The 16,200-nt window shown below is 69.5% G+C and carries 14 protein-coding genes, 1 tRNA gene and 1 pseudogene; 5 read left to right on the forward strand and 11 right to left on the reverse strand.

Features of this window, described 5'->3' with window-relative positions:
- Positions 1-23: 23 nt before the first annotated feature.
- The 9 genes and pseudogenes from IE660_RS09340 to IE660_RS09380 all read right to left on the reverse strand — a co-directional run bounded on the left by IE660_RS09340 (position 24) and on the right by IE660_RS09380 (position 9,489).
- Positions 24-106 (reverse strand) — tRNA-Leu (locus tag IE660_RS09340).
- A gap of 80 nt (positions 107-186) precedes the next feature.
- Positions 187-846, reverse strand: a complete 660-nt coding sequence (locus tag IE660_RS09345) for an SDR family NAD(P)-dependent oxidoreductase (RefSeq protein WP_203568088.1) — start codon at positions 844-846, stop codon at positions 187-189.
- A 16-nt stretch (positions 847-862) separates the two neighbouring features.
- Positions 863-1,867, reverse strand: a complete 1,005-nt coding sequence (locus tag IE660_RS09350) for an ABC transporter ATP-binding protein (RefSeq protein ID WP_203568089.1) — start codon at positions 1,865-1,867, stop codon at positions 863-865.
- The gene (locus IE660_RS09355; RefSeq protein WP_203568090.1) at positions 1,864-2,670 is read right to left on the reverse strand and encodes an ABC transporter permease; all 807 of its coding nucleotides are present in this window, start codon (positions 2,668-2,670) and stop codon (positions 1,864-1,866) included. The genes IE660_RS09350 and IE660_RS09355 overlap by 4 nt, the downstream gene beginning before the upstream one ends.
- Complete coding sequence (locus IE660_RS09360; protein WP_203568091.1) at positions 2,667-3,680, reverse strand: ABC transporter permease; 1,014 nt, start codon at positions 3,678-3,680, stop codon at positions 2,667-2,669. Before IE660_RS09360 ends, IE660_RS09355 begins: the two co-directional genes overlap by 4 nt.
- Before the next feature lie 4 nt (positions 3,681-3,684).
- Complete coding sequence (locus IE660_RS09365) at positions 3,685-4,887, reverse strand: extracellular solute-binding protein (protein WP_203568092.1); 1,203 nt, start codon at positions 4,885-4,887, stop codon at positions 3,685-3,687.
- Positions 4,888-5,059: 172 nt separating this feature from the next.
- The gene (locus IE660_RS09370; RefSeq protein ID WP_203568093.1) at positions 5,060-6,229 is read right to left on the reverse strand and encodes a cutinase family protein; all 1,170 of its coding nucleotides are present in this window, start codon (positions 6,227-6,229) and stop codon (positions 5,060-5,062) included.
- A gap of 212 nt (positions 6,230-6,441) precedes the next feature.
- Positions 6,442-6,909: a YbhB/YbcL family Raf kinase inhibitor-like protein gene (locus tag IE660_RS09375; protein WP_203568094.1), complete on the reverse strand. Its 468-nt coding sequence runs from the start codon at positions 6,907-6,909 to the stop codon at positions 6,442-6,444.
- A gap of 68 nt (positions 6,910-6,977) precedes the next feature.
- Positions 6,978-9,489 (reverse strand): annotated as a pseudogene (locus tag IE660_RS09380) (DEAD/DEAH box helicase).
- 32 nt (positions 9,490-9,521) lie between these two features.
- Between IE660_RS09380 and IE660_RS09385 the strand changes: the two are divergent.
- Positions 9,522-10,178 (forward strand): beta/alpha barrel domain-containing protein, encoded by a 657-nt coding sequence (locus IE660_RS09385; RefSeq protein WP_203568096.1) that lies wholly within the window; start codon positions 9,522-9,524, stop codon positions 10,176-10,178.
- Positions 10,179-10,199: 21 nt separating this feature from the next.
- On the opposite strand, the gene IE660_RS09390 is transcribed toward IE660_RS09385, so the two are convergent.
- The gene (locus IE660_RS09390; RefSeq protein ID WP_203568097.1) at positions 10,200-11,243 is read right to left on the reverse strand and encodes a hypothetical protein; all 1,044 of its coding nucleotides are present in this window, start codon (positions 11,241-11,243) and stop codon (positions 10,200-10,202) included.
- Between the two features lie 199 nt (positions 11,244-11,442).
- Here IE660_RS09390 and IE660_RS09395 point away from each other — a divergent pair, with 199 nt between their 5' ends.
- Genes IE660_RS09395 through IE660_RS09410 form a run of 4 tightly spaced genes read left to right on the forward strand, consistent with a single transcriptional unit; the run spans position 11,443 to position 15,574 of the window.
- Positions 11,443-12,591: an SH3 domain-containing protein gene (locus IE660_RS09395; protein WP_203568098.1), complete on the forward strand. Its 1,149-nt coding sequence runs from the start codon at positions 11,443-11,445 to the stop codon at positions 12,589-12,591.
- 55 nt (positions 12,592-12,646) lie between these two features.
- On the forward strand, positions 12,647-13,204 hold the full coding sequence (locus IE660_RS09400) for a CueP family metal-binding protein (protein WP_203568099.1): 558 nt from the start codon (positions 12,647-12,649) through the stop codon (positions 13,202-13,204).
- Positions 13,205-13,236: 32 nt separating this feature from the next.
- Positions 13,237-14,913: a glucose-6-phosphate isomerase gene (gene pgi / locus IE660_RS09405; RefSeq protein ID WP_203568100.1), complete on the forward strand. Its 1,677-nt coding sequence runs from the start codon at positions 13,237-13,239 to the stop codon at positions 14,911-14,913.
- 31 nt (positions 14,914-14,944) lie between these two features.
- Positions 14,945-15,574 carry a SanA/YdcF family protein gene (locus IE660_RS09410; protein WP_203568242.1) on the forward strand — a complete coding sequence of 210 codons (630 nt, stop codon included), beginning with the start codon at positions 14,945-14,947 and terminating at the stop codon, positions 15,572-15,574.
- Between the two features lie 67 nt (positions 15,575-15,641).
- On the opposite strand, the gene IE660_RS09415 is transcribed toward IE660_RS09410, so the two are convergent.
- Entirely contained in the window at positions 15,642-16,181 is a 540-nt protein-coding gene (locus IE660_RS09415; protein ID WP_203568101.1) for an arsenate reductase/protein-tyrosine-phosphatase family protein, read from the reverse strand.
- Positions 16,182-16,200 lie beyond the last annotated feature (19 nt).

Consider the following 16,200-nt stretch of genomic DNA (forward strand, 5'->3'; position numbering starts at 1 on the left):
AGTCAGGGGACCATACATCGTTGTGCGCGAGAGAGGAGTTGAACCTCCACGTCCCAAGGGACACTGGCACCTGAAGCCAGCGCGTCTGCCATTCCGCCACTCGCGCATCACTGGATCGCTCCAGCCGTAGAAGGTTAGCACGGCGTCGAGAGCGCTCGCCAACCGAGGGACGCCGCCGACCAGCAGCTACCCTCGCCCACTCCGCCGGTGCCCGGTCAGCCGGAACAGCCACCCCACCGCCCCGGGGGACACCCGCGCCAGCGGTGCGATCAGCGCCCACCGCCAAGGCGCGTGCGAGTCGCGGTTCGCACGGTGCCGCAGGCAGGTCGCCACGGCGTCGGCCACCTGCTCGGGCGTCATCGTCCCCACCAACGCCTCGACCTTGGGGACGCGTTCTGCCGCACCGGGCCATGGGACGACCGCCACCGGTGAGTTGACCTGGAACACCACGCCCGTGCCGCGCTCGAGCATCGGACCGAGCAGCCCGAGCGTGACCCAGAAGGCCGCCAGGTAGGGCAACGTCACCTGGGCCTGCGCCTCACCCGGTTCGGTCTCGTCGATGCTGACGAAGCGTCCAGAGCCCGCGTTGTTCACGACGACATCAGGTACGCCGACCTCGTCCAGGATCCGTCGGCAGACCGTAGCGACAGCCGACTCCGACGACAGGTCGACCGGCATCGCCACCCCACCGATCTCGCGGGCCAGCACCTGCAGTCGGTCGGCCCGCCGGGCGAGCAGCACCACCCTCATGCCATCGGCCGACACTCGCCGGGCGATCGCCTCGCCGATGCCGGACGAGGCCCCGGTCACCACGGCGATCGGCGGGCCCACGTGTGTCCACCTCATCGGACGAGCCTACGGCTCAGCGCACCCGCTTGCCGTCGCGGAAGCGCCAGACCTCACCCAGCCGCACCCCGACCTGGTCGCCCTCGGCCGGCGGGGGACCGGTGACGAACGACACCAGTTCGACCTCACCCAGCGTCTTGACCTTGACCTCGGCGAAGTGGCCGTGCGGGGTCACCCGCACCACCTCGGCGTCCAGCGCACCGTCGGAGCTGGCAGGAACCACCGCCACCGCCTCGGGACGAATCGCCGACGTCAACCCCGCCTCGGGGGTCAGCCCGTGCGGCTCGAGTCGTCCTTCGACCTTGTTCAACGACCCCACGAAGGTCGCCACGAACTCGGTCTGCGGGTCGGAGTACAACTCCTGTGGGCTCGAGACCTGCTCGATCCTGCCGTCGTTCATCACCGCGATCCGGTCGGCCATGGCCATCGCCTCGTCCTGGTCGTGGGTGACCATGACCGTGGTGATGCCCAGTCGCTGCTGGATCTCGCGGATGTCTTCGCGCACGCGCACCCGCAGCTTGGCGTCGAGGTTGCTCAGCGGCTCGTCCAGCAAGAGCACCGCAGGCTCCTGGACGAGCGCACGTGCCAGTGCGGTGCGCTGCTGCTCGCCACCCGAGATCCGGCCTGGGCGCGAGTCCTTGTGGTGGGTCAGGTTGACCAGTTCGAGCACCTTCGCGACCCGTTCGGCGATCTCGGCGCGAGGACGCTTCGCCAGCCTCAGCGGGAAGGCCACGTTCTTGGTGACCGTCATGTGCGGCCACAGCGCGTAGTTCTGGAACACCATGGCCGAGGGGCGCTTCTCGGGCGGCAGCGAGGTGACGTCATGCCCGGCGACCACCACGCGGCCGCTCTCGGGCTCGAGGAACCCTGCGATCATCCGCAGCGTGGTCGTCTTGCCACACCCGGACGGCCCGAGCAGGCAGACCAACTCGCCGGTGGCCACGTCGAGGGAGAGGTTCTCGACGATCGTGCGTCCGCCGAGTTCCTTGTGCAGGCCCTCCAGTTGCAGTCCTGTGGTCACTTGATCTGGAACCCTTCTGCGAGTTGTCCGCCCATGATCTGCTTGCGCACCAGCAGCAGCAGGCCCGCCGAGGGCACCGAGAGCAGGATCGAGAACACCGCCGAGACCTGGCTGGGGTAGTTGAGCACCAGCGAGTACATCTGGGTCGGCATGGTCATGTAGTCGGGTGCGCCGACCAGGTAGGTGCCCTGCGCCTCGTCCCAGCTGGCGATGAAGCTCATGATCGCCGCCACCAGGATCGCCGGCAGCGCCATCGGCAGCGTCACCGACCAGAACACCCGGAACGGTCCGGCGCCGGCATCACGCGCGGCCTCTTCCAGCGATCGCGGCACTGCCGAGAACGCGGCGGCCGGGATCCAGGTCATGAACACCACCGTGCCCAGCACGTGGACGATCAGCACGCCCAGCACGGTCTGCATCAACTGCAGGGCGTAGAACAGGCTGGCCAGCGCCACGAACAGGCCCATCTTGGGGAACGCGTTCACCGCGAACAGCGCCACCAGCATGAAGCGTCGTCCGGGGAACTGGTAGCGGCTGAAGGCGTAGGCCGCCGGCAGGCAGATCGCCGCCGAGATCAGCACCGTCAGCGACGCGAAGGTCGCCGAGTTCTGAAGTGCCACGACCACCATCGGGTCGTCCACGACCACGCGCCACCAGCGCAGCGTGAAGCCGGTGGGCCACAGGTCGGGGTAGCGCCACTCGGCGGCGAAGGCCCGCGAGGCCAGCCAGACCAGCGGGCCGACGATGAACACCGCCAGCAGGAACATGAACAGCGAGATGAGCACCTTCACCAGAGTCCTCATGCGCCGCTCTCCTTGCTCGAGCGGAAGTTGGCCCACACGTAGGTCACCGCGATCAGCGAGGCAGCGACGAACACCACGACGGCCATCACGATCGACTGCTGGGGACGGTTGTAGGCGGTGAAGTAGTTGGCCATGTCGACGCCCAGCATGGTCGGGGCGGTCGGGCCGGTGAAGTAGGGCACCGTGAACGAGCCGATGATGCCGATCGCGGTGAAGGTCGCCGCGATCACGATCGGCACGAACGCCATCGGCAGGATCACCGAGAAGGTGGTGCGCACCAAGCCCGCACCGGAGTCGCGGGCGGCGTCGATCAGCGCGTCCGGCACGGCCTGTACGCCTGAGGCGCACATCAGCACCGCGAACGGCAGCGAGCACCAGACCTGGGCGATGATGATCGCTGTCACCGTGTAGCCGAAGGTCGGACCCTCGAGCCCGACCTGGGCGAACAGTGACCGCAGGAACCCATCGGGGGCGTAGAACATCAGCACGGCCCACGAGGCGATGACGACCGGGATGAACATCGGCACCACCGACACCACGGTCAGCGCCTTCGCCGCCCAGCCCCCGGCCAGGCGCAGGTAGAGCGCGATGATCAACGCCAGGGCCAGCACCACGGTGGTCGACACCACGGTGACCAGCAGGGTCACCCGCAGGTCACGCTGGAAGCGCTCATTGGTGAGCACCTCGCGGTAGGCGCCCAACGTGCCCCACCACTCGGTCTTGACGTGCTGGTGCTGGGCGATCAGGGCCGTGGTGGAGTTCAGTCCACCGGTGTGGCCCAGTGAGTAGGCGATCGCCAGGACGATCGGGAAGCCGGTGAACGCCGCGATCAGCAGCAGCGGCGGGGAGGCCATCAGCAGGCCGCGCAGCGACCTCACGCGGGCGCGGTGGCGCACCCGTCGGGGGTTGGTCAGCGTGCCGGTGGCTGCCGCACTGGTCGGTGCGGCAGCCGGCGCGTCATCGTCGACCGCCCCCGCCACGGGTGCGCCCGCGTCGGGATCAGAACTCATCGGCTCAGTTGCCCGGAACCTTCTGGTCCCACTCGTTGTTCATGTCCTTGCCGACCTTGTCGAGGTAGCCCGGACGCAGCACGTCGGGGTGCGCCTCGCGGAAGATCTGCTGGGTCTCGGCCGGCAGCTTCTCGAGCGGGATCACCGGGAAGCCGGCGATCTGGTTGGCGATCAGGGTCTGCGCCTCGGCCGACAGCACGAAGTCCACCAGCTTGATGGCGTGCTCCTTCTTGGCCGAGCCCTTGGGCACACCCAGGTAGGCCGCGCCACCGGTGAAGCTCGGGTTGCTGATCTGGGTGGCCTTGATGCGCTCGGGCACCAGACCGCTCTTCTGGCCGGAGATGAACTGGTCACTCCACACCGTGCACATGGCGATCTGCCCGCTGGAGAGCAGGTCGAGCACCTGCTTGTTGCCGTTGGGGTAGACGCCCTTCTGGTAGATCGAGGGGCCCAGCTCACGCAGCACACCGAAGCCCTTGTCCCAGCCCTTCATGGCTTCCTGGTCGTAGGTGGTGCGCAGCTTCTCGGCATCGGCCGGATCCATGTTCTGGTCGAGCACAGTGGTCACCCAGGCGCCACCGGAGCCGCCGGACTTCGGCGGGCAGTAGGTGAACTTGCCGGGGTTGGCCTTGATCCAGGCGAGCACCTCGTCCAGCGTGGTGGGCACCTCCTTGACGACCTCGGGGTCGTAGGCGAGCAGCACCGACGAGCCCCGGTAGGGCACGCCGCCGCCGTTGCCGGCCTTGACGACGTCCTCGGGGATGCCCTCGAGGTTGGGCACGTTCGAGACCGAGATCGGCTCCATGATCCCGGCCTCGGCCAGGGTCTGGACGAAGCCGGCGTCGACCAGGTCGATGCCCGCGTCCTGGTTCTGTGCCTGGGCGGCGGTGAGCTTGGCCTGGGTCTGGGCGTCACGCTCACCGTGCAGGTCGAGCTGCACCTTGACGGTGTAGCCCGGGTTGGCCTTGACGAACGCGGGGACGAGCGCCTTCTCCCACAGCTCCTGCATGTTGGTGTCGCCGGAGAGGTGGACGGTCAGCGGGGCGCCGCCACCGGCGGACGATCCGGCCGAACCGGCCGAGCCGGAGGTGGTCGGGGCGGGGGCGTCAGTGGCGCCGATCTCGGTGGACTTGGTGGCGCAACCGGCGACGACGCCGGCAGTCGCGGCCGCGGCCAGCGAGAGGAATGAACGACGAGCGAGGGTCATGGGGACTCCTTGTCGAAGGGGTGGTCGACTGCGAACGTAGCCGCAACCGGGTCTTGGCCAGTGAACACGAACCAGCACCGTGCCTACCACAAGGTGAACACTGCGTGATGCAAATGGGCCGCGTCGTTGCAGAACTGCATGACTGCCGTCACCCGCCAGGACCTCGGCTCGGTCAGCGGGCGGAGCGTCGTCCCAGCAACCAGCCCAACCCCAGCGAGACCACGGCGACGGCACCGGCGGCCCACCACCAGGTGGTGTCGTCGTCCGGCGCGGGTGTGGGCACTGGAGGAGCCGACGGCGGCGGGGTGGGGGTGGGCACCGGCGGCAGACCGCCGACGAAGCGGTTGACCTCGGTCAGGGTCGGGGCCAGCACCGCCTCGGAGTAGTTGCCGTGGATCGGGCGGGTGCGGTCGATCTCGTCGGCCATGGTCGAGTTCTGCACCATGATCTGGGCCATCGCCGGGCCGGCGTCGCAGACCATGTCGCCGGCGCGGCACACCGAGTAGGTGCGGGCATAGCTGTCGGGCGGGATCTCGGCGTGCTCGCGCAGCATCGCGGCCCGCACGGTGGCGGTGGCCATGCGTCCCTCGCTGAGCTCGATGGTGACCTTGATCAGGTTGCGGATGGCGTCGTTGCGGCTGGTCTGGTCACCCACCCGAGCCTGCTCGCGCAGCACGTAGAGGAAGGCGCCCAGGCCGGTGGCGTAGGCGTTCGCGTCGCCGGAGAGTTCACGGACCGACTGCCCGGGGTAGTGGCTGGGGTTGCCGACCAGGATCGAGGCCACCACGTTGAGCGGGTGGCCGGCGTTGAGCGCCAGCGCCCTGGTGATCACCTGGGCACCTTGGGAGAAGCCGGCCATGACCACCCGCTCGTGGGGGCAGCGGGCGTGCTCGCTGACCAGCAGGCTGGCCAGCGTCCGGCCACCCGAGATCGCCGAGTCGAAGTAGGTGGTCGAGGGCATCGGACGTTCGAAGATCAGTTGGTGCAGCGGCACTCGCGACAGGGTGTGCGGGTCGCCGGCGGGGTACTCGAGCCAGACCTGGCGCACCTCGCCCTGCTTCCACTCCTGGGCCAGCCCGTCACGCACCCGGGTGACGGTGGGGCCATAGGGTGCCCGCTCGCCCGACCCGCGCACCCCGATGAACAGGTAGTCCGAGCAGGGTTGCTCCTCAGCCTTGGACGAGGCCGTGGGCGCCTCCTGCCAGCCGGTCGGCTGGTCGGCGTGCGCTCGTCCGAGGGTGGCGGGGACGAGAGCCAGCCACCCCGCCAGCACCAACGCCGCCAGCACCCGGGGGGTCCCGGGGGCACGGCGGCGCCGCGTGGTTGTGGGGGTGGAGGTCACGTCGTCCACTGTAGGGCGCGGCAGAGCGGCGCCGACGACCGAACTCGCATACAGGCCCCCCGCCATGGCCAGCGGCTGCTGAAATGTCGACGCCGGCTCGACCAACGCCCCTCTGGAGAGGGTTGGTCACGCATTTCACGACATTTCAGCAGCACGTGGCCCCAACCACTCGCCGGCGCTCGCTGCCTCACCTCGAGCGGTGACCCAGAAGGTCAGCTCTCGGGCTGGGCGAAGGTCGCGGTGAACGAGGCCGAGTCGATCGCGTTGGCCAGGATCGTGAACCTCACCTGGGCCGAGGTGGCCTCGTCCGGCACACCCAGGGTCTCGGTGGGCAACGCGTAGACCGTGTGGATGTAGTGGTGCGCGGGTCCGGGTGGAGGGCACGCACCGCCGTACCCGACGTAGCCGTAGTCGTTGACCCACTCGCGGGCACCGTCGGGCAGCGGGCCGCCCTCGGGGATCGAGGTGGTCGAGGCGGGGATGTCGACCGCGACCCAGTGCCACCAGCCCGAACCGGTGGGGGCGTCAGGGTCGTAGACGGTGATGGCGAACGACCTGGTCTCGGCGGGGAAGTCCGACCAGGTCAGGTCGGGGACGATGTTCTCGCCACCGGAGTCGGGCTCGGTGTACTTCAGGGCGATCTCGGAGTTGGCCGGGATCGCGGTGCTCTCCAGCAACATGTCAGCTCCTCTGCTTCGTCGCAGGCCAGTGTCTCGAGCCTAGTGCAGCCCGACCGCGGGGGACGGGCTCAGAGCTGACCGAACCAGGTCGTCCTCAACGCCAGGGTGTGGTCGGCGTCGGAGGCATCCAGGTCGACCTCGGCGTGGATCTGCCAGTCGTGATCACCGGCGGGGTCGTCGATGATCTGGCGCACCCGCCACCTCCTGGGCGCACTCTCGTCCACCACGAACAACGCCGGCGAGCGCGCTGCCGGGCCGTCGGGCAACGTCTCGTGCTCGTCGAAGTAGTCCTCGAGGGCGGCGTCCCAGTCCTCGCCCGACCAGTCGGGGTTGTCGGCCTCGAGCGCGGTCAGCGCGTCCATGTCGTCGTCGGCGCACAGTTCGACCCGGCGGAACATGGCGTTGCGCACCAGCACCCGGAACGCTCGGGTGTTGCTGGTGATCGTTCGCTCGACCGGACGAACCTGCGGCAGCGGCCCCTGTCCGTCCCAGGCGGTGAGCGCCTCCCACTCGTCCAGCAGCGACGAGTCGGTCATCCGGACGACCTCACCCAGCCACTCCAGCAGGTCGTCGAACTCCTGCGTGCGCAACGACTCCGGCACGGTTTGGCGCAGCGCCCGGTACGCGTCGGACAGGTAGCGCAGCACCAGGCCTTCGCTGCGTTGCAGCTTGTGGAAGGCGATGTACTCACCGAATGTCATCGCTCGCTCGTACAACTCGCGCACCACCGACTTGGGTGACAGGTCGTGGTCGGCCACCCACGGGTGCCGGGGCTGGAACACGGCGAACGTCGCCCCCAGCAACTCCTCGAGCGGACGAGGCCAGCTCACCTCGTCCAGGGCGGCCATCCGCTCCTCGTACTCCATGCCGTCGGCCTTCATCTCGGCCACGGCCTCACCGCGTGCCCGGAACTGCTGTGCCAGCAGCACCGGCATCGGGTCGTCCAGAGTGGCCTCGATCACGCTGACCACGTCGAGCGGGTAGTCCGGCGCCTCGGGGTCGAGCACCGCCAGCACCTCGGTGGCGAACGCCGACAGCGGCTGGTTGAGCGCGAAGTCGTCCTGCAGGTCGATCGCCAACTGGTACCGCCTGCCGCCCGGCGTGGGCTCTTCCAGCGGGACGACCACGCCCGAGGCGAGCAGCGACCGTGCCAACGACACCGCGCGACGCAGCAGCCTGCGCCGCACCGAAGGGTCGCTGGTCGACGCCTCGACCAGACCGACCACGGCGGCCGCGGTGTCGGCATCGCGCTGCAACAGGTTCAGCAGCATGGCGTGGGTGATGGTCAGCCGGCCGTGCAATGTCTCGGGCGCAGCGTTCTGCAGCCGGAGGAAGGTCTCCTCGGTGTAGTTGACGAAGCCCTCCGGCGGGCGCTTGCGCTTGACCGACTTGAGCTTCTTGGGGTCGTGGGCGAACTTTGCAGCGATCCGCTCGTTCTCGACCACGTGCTCGGGGGCCTGCGCGACGACGTGGCCCAAGGTGTCGAACCCCGCCCGCCCGGCCCGCCCACTGATCTGGTGGAACTCCCGGGCCCGCAGCACGCGCTGCCGTCGTCCGTCGTACTTGGTCAACTGGCTGAACAGCACGGTGCGGATCGGCACGTTGATGCCCACGCCGAGGGTGTCGGTGCCACAGATCACCCGCAGCAGTCCGCGCTGGGCCAAGGTCTCGACCAGGCGACGGTAGCGGGGCAGCATGCCGGCGTGGTGCACGCCGATGCCCGCCCTGACAAGCGTCTCGACCGTACGGCCGAAGCCCGGTGCGAACCGGAAGTGCCCCATCGCGTCACTGATCCGGCGGCGGTGGTCGGTGTCGACCAAGGGGGTCGACAGCAGCCCTTGGGCGCGCTCGGTGGCCATCGCCTGGCTGGGGTGGACGATGTAGACCGGCGCCTTGCCGTCGTGCAGCAGTTCGGTCAGGGTTTCGGCCGGCGGCAGCAGCGACCAGTCGAAGGTCAGCGGCACCGGACGGTGAGCCCCAGCGACGACCGAGGTCTCACGGCCGGTGCGCGCCGTCAGCGACTCGGCCAACTCGGTGACATCACCCAGGGTGGCCGACATGATCACCTGCTGGGCCTGCGGCAGTTCGGTCAGCGCCACCTGCCACGCCCAGCCGCGGTCGGGGTCGGCGATGAAGTGGAACTCGTCGGCGACCACCAGGTCGACCGGGGCGTCTGGTCCCTGACGCAGGGTGAGGTTGGCCAGCACCTCGGCGGTGCAGCAGATGATCGGGGCGTCGGCGTTGACCGCGGCGTCGCCGGTGACCATGCCGACGTTCGAGGCGCCGAAGATGTCGCACAACGAGAAGAACTTCTCACTGACCAGGGCCTTGATCGGTGCGCTGTACCAACTCCTGCCGCCGGCGGCCACGCAGGCCGCGTGGGCCGCGACCGCGATCAGCGACTTGCCCGACCCGGTCGGGGTGGTGACGATCGCGTGGTTGCCCGCCAGGATCGCCAGCAGGGCGTCCTCCTGGTGGGGGTAGAGGGTGAGCCCGTCAGCGGTGGCCGCCGCCGTGACCGCCTCGCCGACCTCGTCGGGGGAGCGGCCGCGCAGCCGGGCCGGGTCGAGTCTCACGCAGTCACCCTACGGCGGCACCCTACGATGGGCGACATGACCGCTGAGCCCACGTCTCCACCCGCGCTGCCGGAAGTGCTCACCCGCAGCCGCCTGTTCGCCGTGCTGCCGCCGTTGAATGAGGTCGGCGACGCAGAGCGGCTGCTGGTCGTGCTCGAGGTCATGGCGCAGGAGGGCATCGAGGTGATCAGCCTGCCCTTCGGCTCACGATCGCGGCTGAACGAGTTGCGTGAGATGTTCAGCCACCGCCTCTGGTTCGGCATGCACGGTGTCGGTACCCGTGCCGCGCTGGACGACGCGTTGGCCATGGAGCCCGAGTTCGTGCTGCTCGAGGTGGACGACCCCGAGCTCGTCCAGGTCGGTCTCGAGTCGGGGGTGTGCGTGCTGCCGGCGGCGCTGACCCCCAACGAGGTGCGCCGCGCCGCCTCCCGGGGCGCTGCGGCGGTGCAGGTCGTGCCCGGCGACCTGCTCGGCGGTACCTACCCGGCCTCACTTGCGGCGATGGTGCCCGGTGTCGCGCTGGTGCCTCGCGGGGGACTGGGTGGGTGGTCGGCCGGACGCTGGTACGAGGCCGGTGCCGTGGCGTGCGGCCTGGACGACGGTCTGTTCTCCGATGTCTTCCCCGATGGCAACCTGGCCCACCTGCGCGAGCGCTGCCGGACCTTCCTCAAGGCTGCCGAACCCAAGGCCTGACTCGGCGGCAGCTCCGCGTCCTCAGTCGATCAGGTGGTCGGTGGGGGTGTGGTCGCTGGCGCCGCCGTGCGAGCGAGCCAAGTAGGCCACTGAGCTCGCCGCTCCCAGCACCAGGACCAGTCCCAGTGTTCCCAACGCCAGGGTGCGACGGCCCTTGACGTCGAGTTCTACGCCCTGCGGAACCGGGGTGGGCGAGGGGGAACCGGTGGTCACCAGTGGCGCTGCGACCGTGCTCGGCGTCGAGGAGACCGGCGGGGTCGACGGCTTCGGTTTCGGCGTCGGGGTGGGTGTCGGGGTTGGCGTGGGCGCCTTGACGACGGTGATCACCACCTGCGTACGGGTCTGGGGGAAACCGCCCCCGCCGAGGAAGGTCACCGTGACCCGCCGGCGGCCCGGGCGTGCGTCCACGGGTACCTGGGAGTGGCTGACGAACGTACCGTTGGGGCCGGTCAGCACCGAGAAGTCAGGGCTGGCCAGCCCGGGCACGTCGACCCTGATCGCCCCGTCCTGGATGGGGACGCCGTCAACGGTGAGCACGCCCGAGACCGAGAACGGGTAGCCCTGGCGCACCCGGTCATCCGAGGCCGTCGCCTGCAACTCGACCACCTGTGGTCGGGCCGTGGTGCGGGGCGGCGCCGTGGTCGGGGGACGCGGCTTGCTGGTCGTGGTCGGTGGCCGGGTCGAGGTCGCGCTGGTGGGCGGCGGCTTGGTCGACCCGGACGAGCCGTTGCGCCAAGTCACGTTGACGGCCGTCGAGGTGGCCGAGAACTGGTTGTCGCCGCGGAATCGTCCCGAGACGGTGAGCACGGTGGTGGGCACCGACGAGGGCACCCGGAGCGTGGTCTGGAACCGTCCTCGACGGTCGGTGGTCACCGCCCGGGTCTCGCCTCGGCTGACTGACAGGGTCACCGTGCGCCCACTGATGGCGCGGCGGCGGGAGTCGTAGAGCGCGCCAGTGACGCGCACGCCACCGCTGGCCTGCGCGGCGTCCAGGGCCAAGGTGCTGGGCTGGGCCGCTGTTGCCGTGGTCGTCCCCCCGGACAGCAGCAGCAGGGCAGCGACCATCCCGGCAGCCACGATTGCAGCGGCGCGCCTCACCAGACCCCCAGCCCACCCGACGACGTCGTCGGGCTCGCACAGACAGTAGTACCTGAGACTGCGAACAGGGAACACTTCGCTCAAAGGTGGAAAATCCTGAGAAAACACCTACACTCTTCTCAGGAATCATCATTGAGCTCAAGGCGACGAAAGGCCACCCGCCCTCATGACACACCGCAACCGGTCGACGGCACCTCGCCGTGCTGCCGACCCCGCGACCGTCGTCGACCCTGACGTTCCCACCATCGCCCAGCGTGCCATCGAGGCGCCTGCGGTCGAGATGGCCGACGACGGCGACTTCGCCGACTCGGCGCCGCGGTCGTGGCGCCCTCGCGTGGCGCTGCCGCTGGCCCTGCTCGCCCTGGTGAGCACGGGGTTGGGGGCCACCGCGATCAACCGCGACGCCAGCGACGGGCTCGATGCCCAGCCGGCCGTGACCTCGACCGACGCGGTGCGCAAGTCCACCACCGTGAGCCGCAACACCGCTCGTCCCGCCCTCGGGTCGGCCACCCCCACGCCCTCGGCCACCGTCACCCCGTCGGCGTCGGTGAAGGCCACCCCCTCGGCCACCCCGAGCCAGACGACCCAGACCACCCCCGCGAAGCCCCCGGCGTTGAAGGCCCTCGCGGCGCCCAGCAGCACCAAGGCCACGCCCGAGACGAAGAAGGTCGTCAAGGCGTCGTTCCCCACCAGGCTCGGCCCGATCATCGGCACGCGGTACCTGACCTCGTCGCTGAACGCCCGCTCGGGCCCGTCCACCGGCCATGACGTGGTGGTCGTCCTGGGTGGGGGGACTGCGGTCAAGGTGACCGGAACGGTCGTCTCGGGCTACCGCCAGGTCGCCCACAACCAGCGCCCCGTCTGGGTCAAGGACACCTACCTGACCAGCAAGAAGCCCAGTACGTCGTCGAGTTCGTCCAGCTCGAGCTCGTCCTCGTCATCGAGCAGTGGTGGCTACTCCACCGCGCCCTGTGCGTCGGGCTCAGGTGTCGAGTCGGGCCTGGTCTCGAACGCGATCCGGGTGCACCGAGCCGTCTGCGCCAAGTGGCCCAGCATCACCAGCTACGGCGGTGCGCGCGCCTCGGCCGACGCCCACGGCGCCGGGCGCGCTCTCGACATCATGGTCACTGGCCCGCTGGGCTGGACGATCGCCAACTGGCTGCGGGCCAATGCCGGGGCATTCGGCATCACCGAGGTCATCTACTCCCAGAAGATCTGGACGACCCAGCGCTCGGGCGAGGGTTGGCGCTGGATGTCGGACCGTGGTTCGACCACCGCCAACCACTACGACCACGTGCACGTCACCGTCCGCTGACGCTGACGCCGTTCCACCTCTTGGGATACCCCCGGGGGGCGTCTAGGATCGGACCATGCCGAGCCGACGCACCCTGCTCCTGACCTCGCTGCTCGTCCCCGTTGTGGCTGCCTGTTCCGGGCAGGACGATGCGTCCAGCCCCGACGACCTGCTCACCAAGCACGGTCTGGGCGGCAAGTCCGGACGCGAGGTGGTCGAGACGCTCGAGGCGAGTGACGCGAAACGTCCCACCGGTCTGTCCGCCTCGGTGCGGGTCACCGAGGTGCAGTTGGCCGAGGGGGAGCTCACCCAGTCGCTGCCGTTGCCAGGTGACCTGTTCTACCTGTCGCTGGCGCCCTACGCGTCACGCACCCACGACTGCTTCTTCCACAACCTGGGCACCTGCCAGGGCGAGTTGACCGACGCGGCCGTGCACGTGACCCTCACCGACGCCAGCGGGAAGACCTTGGTCGACGAGGAGACCCGCACCCACGCCAACGGCTTCGTCGGGTTCTGGCTGCCCCGCGGCATCGAGGGCACGCTCAAGGTCACCGCCGACGGCCGTACCGGCAGCCAGCCGATCACCACCCACGACGACGCCCCCACCTGCGTCACCACCCTCCAGGTCGCCTGACGCTGCGAGCGGGTGGCAACTAGTCTGAAGCCATGACTGCACCCGTCGACGCCACCACCACTGCTGCCTGGGGCCGGCTGGCCCAGCTGTCGGACGACTACACCCCCGACCTGCGCGCCGCCTTCGCCGACGACCCCGACCGCGCCCATCGCTACACCCTCGACGCGGCAGACCTGCACGTCGACCTGTCGAAGAACTGGATCAACGACGAGATCCGTGACGCCCTGGTGGCCTTGGCCGACCAGGTCGGGGTCAAGGCCCGGCTCGAGGCCATGGTCAGCGGCGAGCGGATCAACGTCACCGAGAACCGCGCCGTGCTGCACACCGCCCTGCGCCTGCCCCGTGACGCCGAACTGAGCGTCGACGGCCAGGACGTGGTCGCCGATGTGCACGCCACCCTCGACAAGGTCTACGCCTTCGCCGACACCGTCCGCAGCGGCGAGTGGAAGGGTGTCACCGGCAGGTCGATCAGCACCGTGGTCAACATCGGCATCGGCGGATCAGACCTCGGCCCGGTGATGGTCTACGAGGCGCTGCTGCCCTACAAGCAGGAAGGGCTGACCTGCCGCTTCGTGTCGAACATCGACCCCAACGACCTGGCCGAGAAGGTCAGCGACCTCGACCCCGAGACCACGCTGTTCATCGTCGCCTCGAAGACCTTCACCACGCTCGAGACCCTGACCAACGCCCGGATGGCCCGTGACTGGCTGCTGCGACGACTGGCCGAACAGGGTGCGATCAACGGCGACCTCGACGGCAACTCCGCCGCCATCGCCAAGCACTTCGTCGCCGTCTCGACCGCCCTCGACAAGGTCGCCGAGTTCGGCATCGACCCCGAGAACGCCTTCGGCTTCTGGGACTGGGTCGGCGGGCGCTACTCGGTCGATTCCGCCGTCGGCACCGCGGTGGCCGTGGCCATCGGCCCGGACAACTTCCGCGACTTCCTCGACGGCTTCCACCGCATCGACCAGCACTTCCTCACCGCAGAGCCGCCGTCCAACGTGCCGCTGCTGATGGGTCTGCTCAACATCTGGTACGTCAACTTCCACGGCTCGGACTCCCACGCCGTGCTGCCCTACGCGCAGTACCTGCACCGGTTCGCCGCCTACCTGCAGCAGCTGACCATGGAGTCGAACGGCAAGTCGGTGCGCTGGGACGGCACCCCGGTCACCTGCGACACCGGCGAGATCTTCTGGGGCGAGCCCGGCACCAACGGCCAGCACGCCTTCTACCAGCTGATCCACCAGGGCACCCGGCTGATCCCGGCCGACTTCATCGCCGTCGCCAACCCCGCGCACCCCACCAAGGACGGCGAGGTCGACGTCCACGAGTTGTTCCTGGCCAACTTCTTCGCCCAGACCGCCGCGCTCGCCTTCGGCAAGACCGAGGACGAGGTGCGCGCCGAGGGCACCGCTGAAGAGATCGTCACCGCCCGGGTGTTCGAGGGCAACCGGCCCACCACCTCGATCATGGCGCCCGCGCTCACCCCGAGCGTGGTCGGCCAGTTGATCGCCCTCTACGAGCACATCACCTTCACCCAGGGCGTGATCTGGGGCATCGACTCCTTCGACCAGTGGGGTGTCGAGCTGGGCAAGAAGCTCGCACTGCAGATCGCCCCCGCGGTGCACGGGGACGAGTCGGCGTTGGAGGGCCAGGACTCGTCCACCGCTGCCCTGGTGCGCTGGTACCGCAGCCAGCGGAAGGACTGAGGTGGCCCGGCGACGACGCTGGGTGCGCACGCTGCTGGTGTCGTCGCTGGTGCTGGCGCTGCTCGCAGGGCTCGGCCCCCAGGTTGCGGTGCGGGCGCTGGCCGCGGGCCGAGTGCACGACGCGGTCGGTGACGTGCCATCGGCCGACGTGGTGCTGGTGCTCGGAGCCGGGGTGGAGCCCTCGGGTGAGCCCAGCCCGTTCCTGCGGGCGCGGCTGCAGTTGGCGGCCGAGTTGTACGAGACCGGACGAGCCAAGGTGGTGCTGGTCTCGGGCGACAACCGGGAGTCGAACTACAACGAGCCGCGGGCGATGAAGCGCTGGTTGGTCGCCAACGGGGTACCTGAGGGACGGATCGTCGAGGACCCCGGCGGTCTCGACACCCACGCCAGCTGCCTGCGCGCGAAGCGGGTCTACGGCGTCGACCGGCTGACCGTGGTCACCCAGAGCTACCACCTGCCGCGGGCGGTGGCGACCTGCCGCATGGTGGGTCTGGATGTGCAGGGCCTGGGTGACTCGACTGTCAAGACCTACCGCTCCACCTGGGACTACGGCGTCTCGCGGGAGTGGGCCGCCAACCTCAAGCTGCCCTACGACCTGGTCAGCGGGGACGAGTTGGGTGCCCCGTCGAGTGCGGTGCGTGACGCCCTGGCAGGTGGCTGAGGCCCACGCCCGCGGGGTGATCGAGTGGGTGCGAGGGTACGAGCACCGTGTCCAGAGAGTCGCAGACTCAACGGGCCGCTGACTTCGCCAGCCTCGGGATGATCGTGCGCAGATGGTCGTCCAGCACGCGCGCGCAGCGCTTCGGTGACCAAGGCCCGATCCACAACGGGTCGAGCACGTCCTCCCTCCAGCGGGGGCGCGGCTGGTGGTCACGCAGCCGAACCAGCAGGTCGTCGTCCTCGCCGCCCTCACGGATCGCACGTCGGGCCTGACCGAAGGTCACCACTTTCGCACCGACGTCCGGCCAGCGCTGCAGCAGCAGGTTGCGATGCAGTCGCGCCGCGACCACCAGCAGGTCGGCCTCGTCCACGATCTCGCGGGTGATCTGACGGCTGCGGTGGCTCGCTCCCGACCCGCCACGGGCCTCGATCTCACGGGCGATGTTGGGATCCATCGGTTGGTCGACCAGGCCGGGAATGCCGGCGCTGCTGTACTCGACGCCCAAGTCAGCGAACAGTTGCCGGGCCCGGTGCTCGGCATAGGACGAGCGGCTGACGTTGGCGGTGCAGACGAACACCACCCGCAGTGCGCGCACCGGCTGGCTCATCCCGAACGACTCCCCGCGA

The organism is Aestuariimicrobium ganziense (genome assembly GCF_015352975.1).
GTDB lineage: Bacteria > Actinomycetota > Actinomycetes > Propionibacteriales > Propionibacteriaceae > Aestuariimicrobium > Aestuariimicrobium ganziense.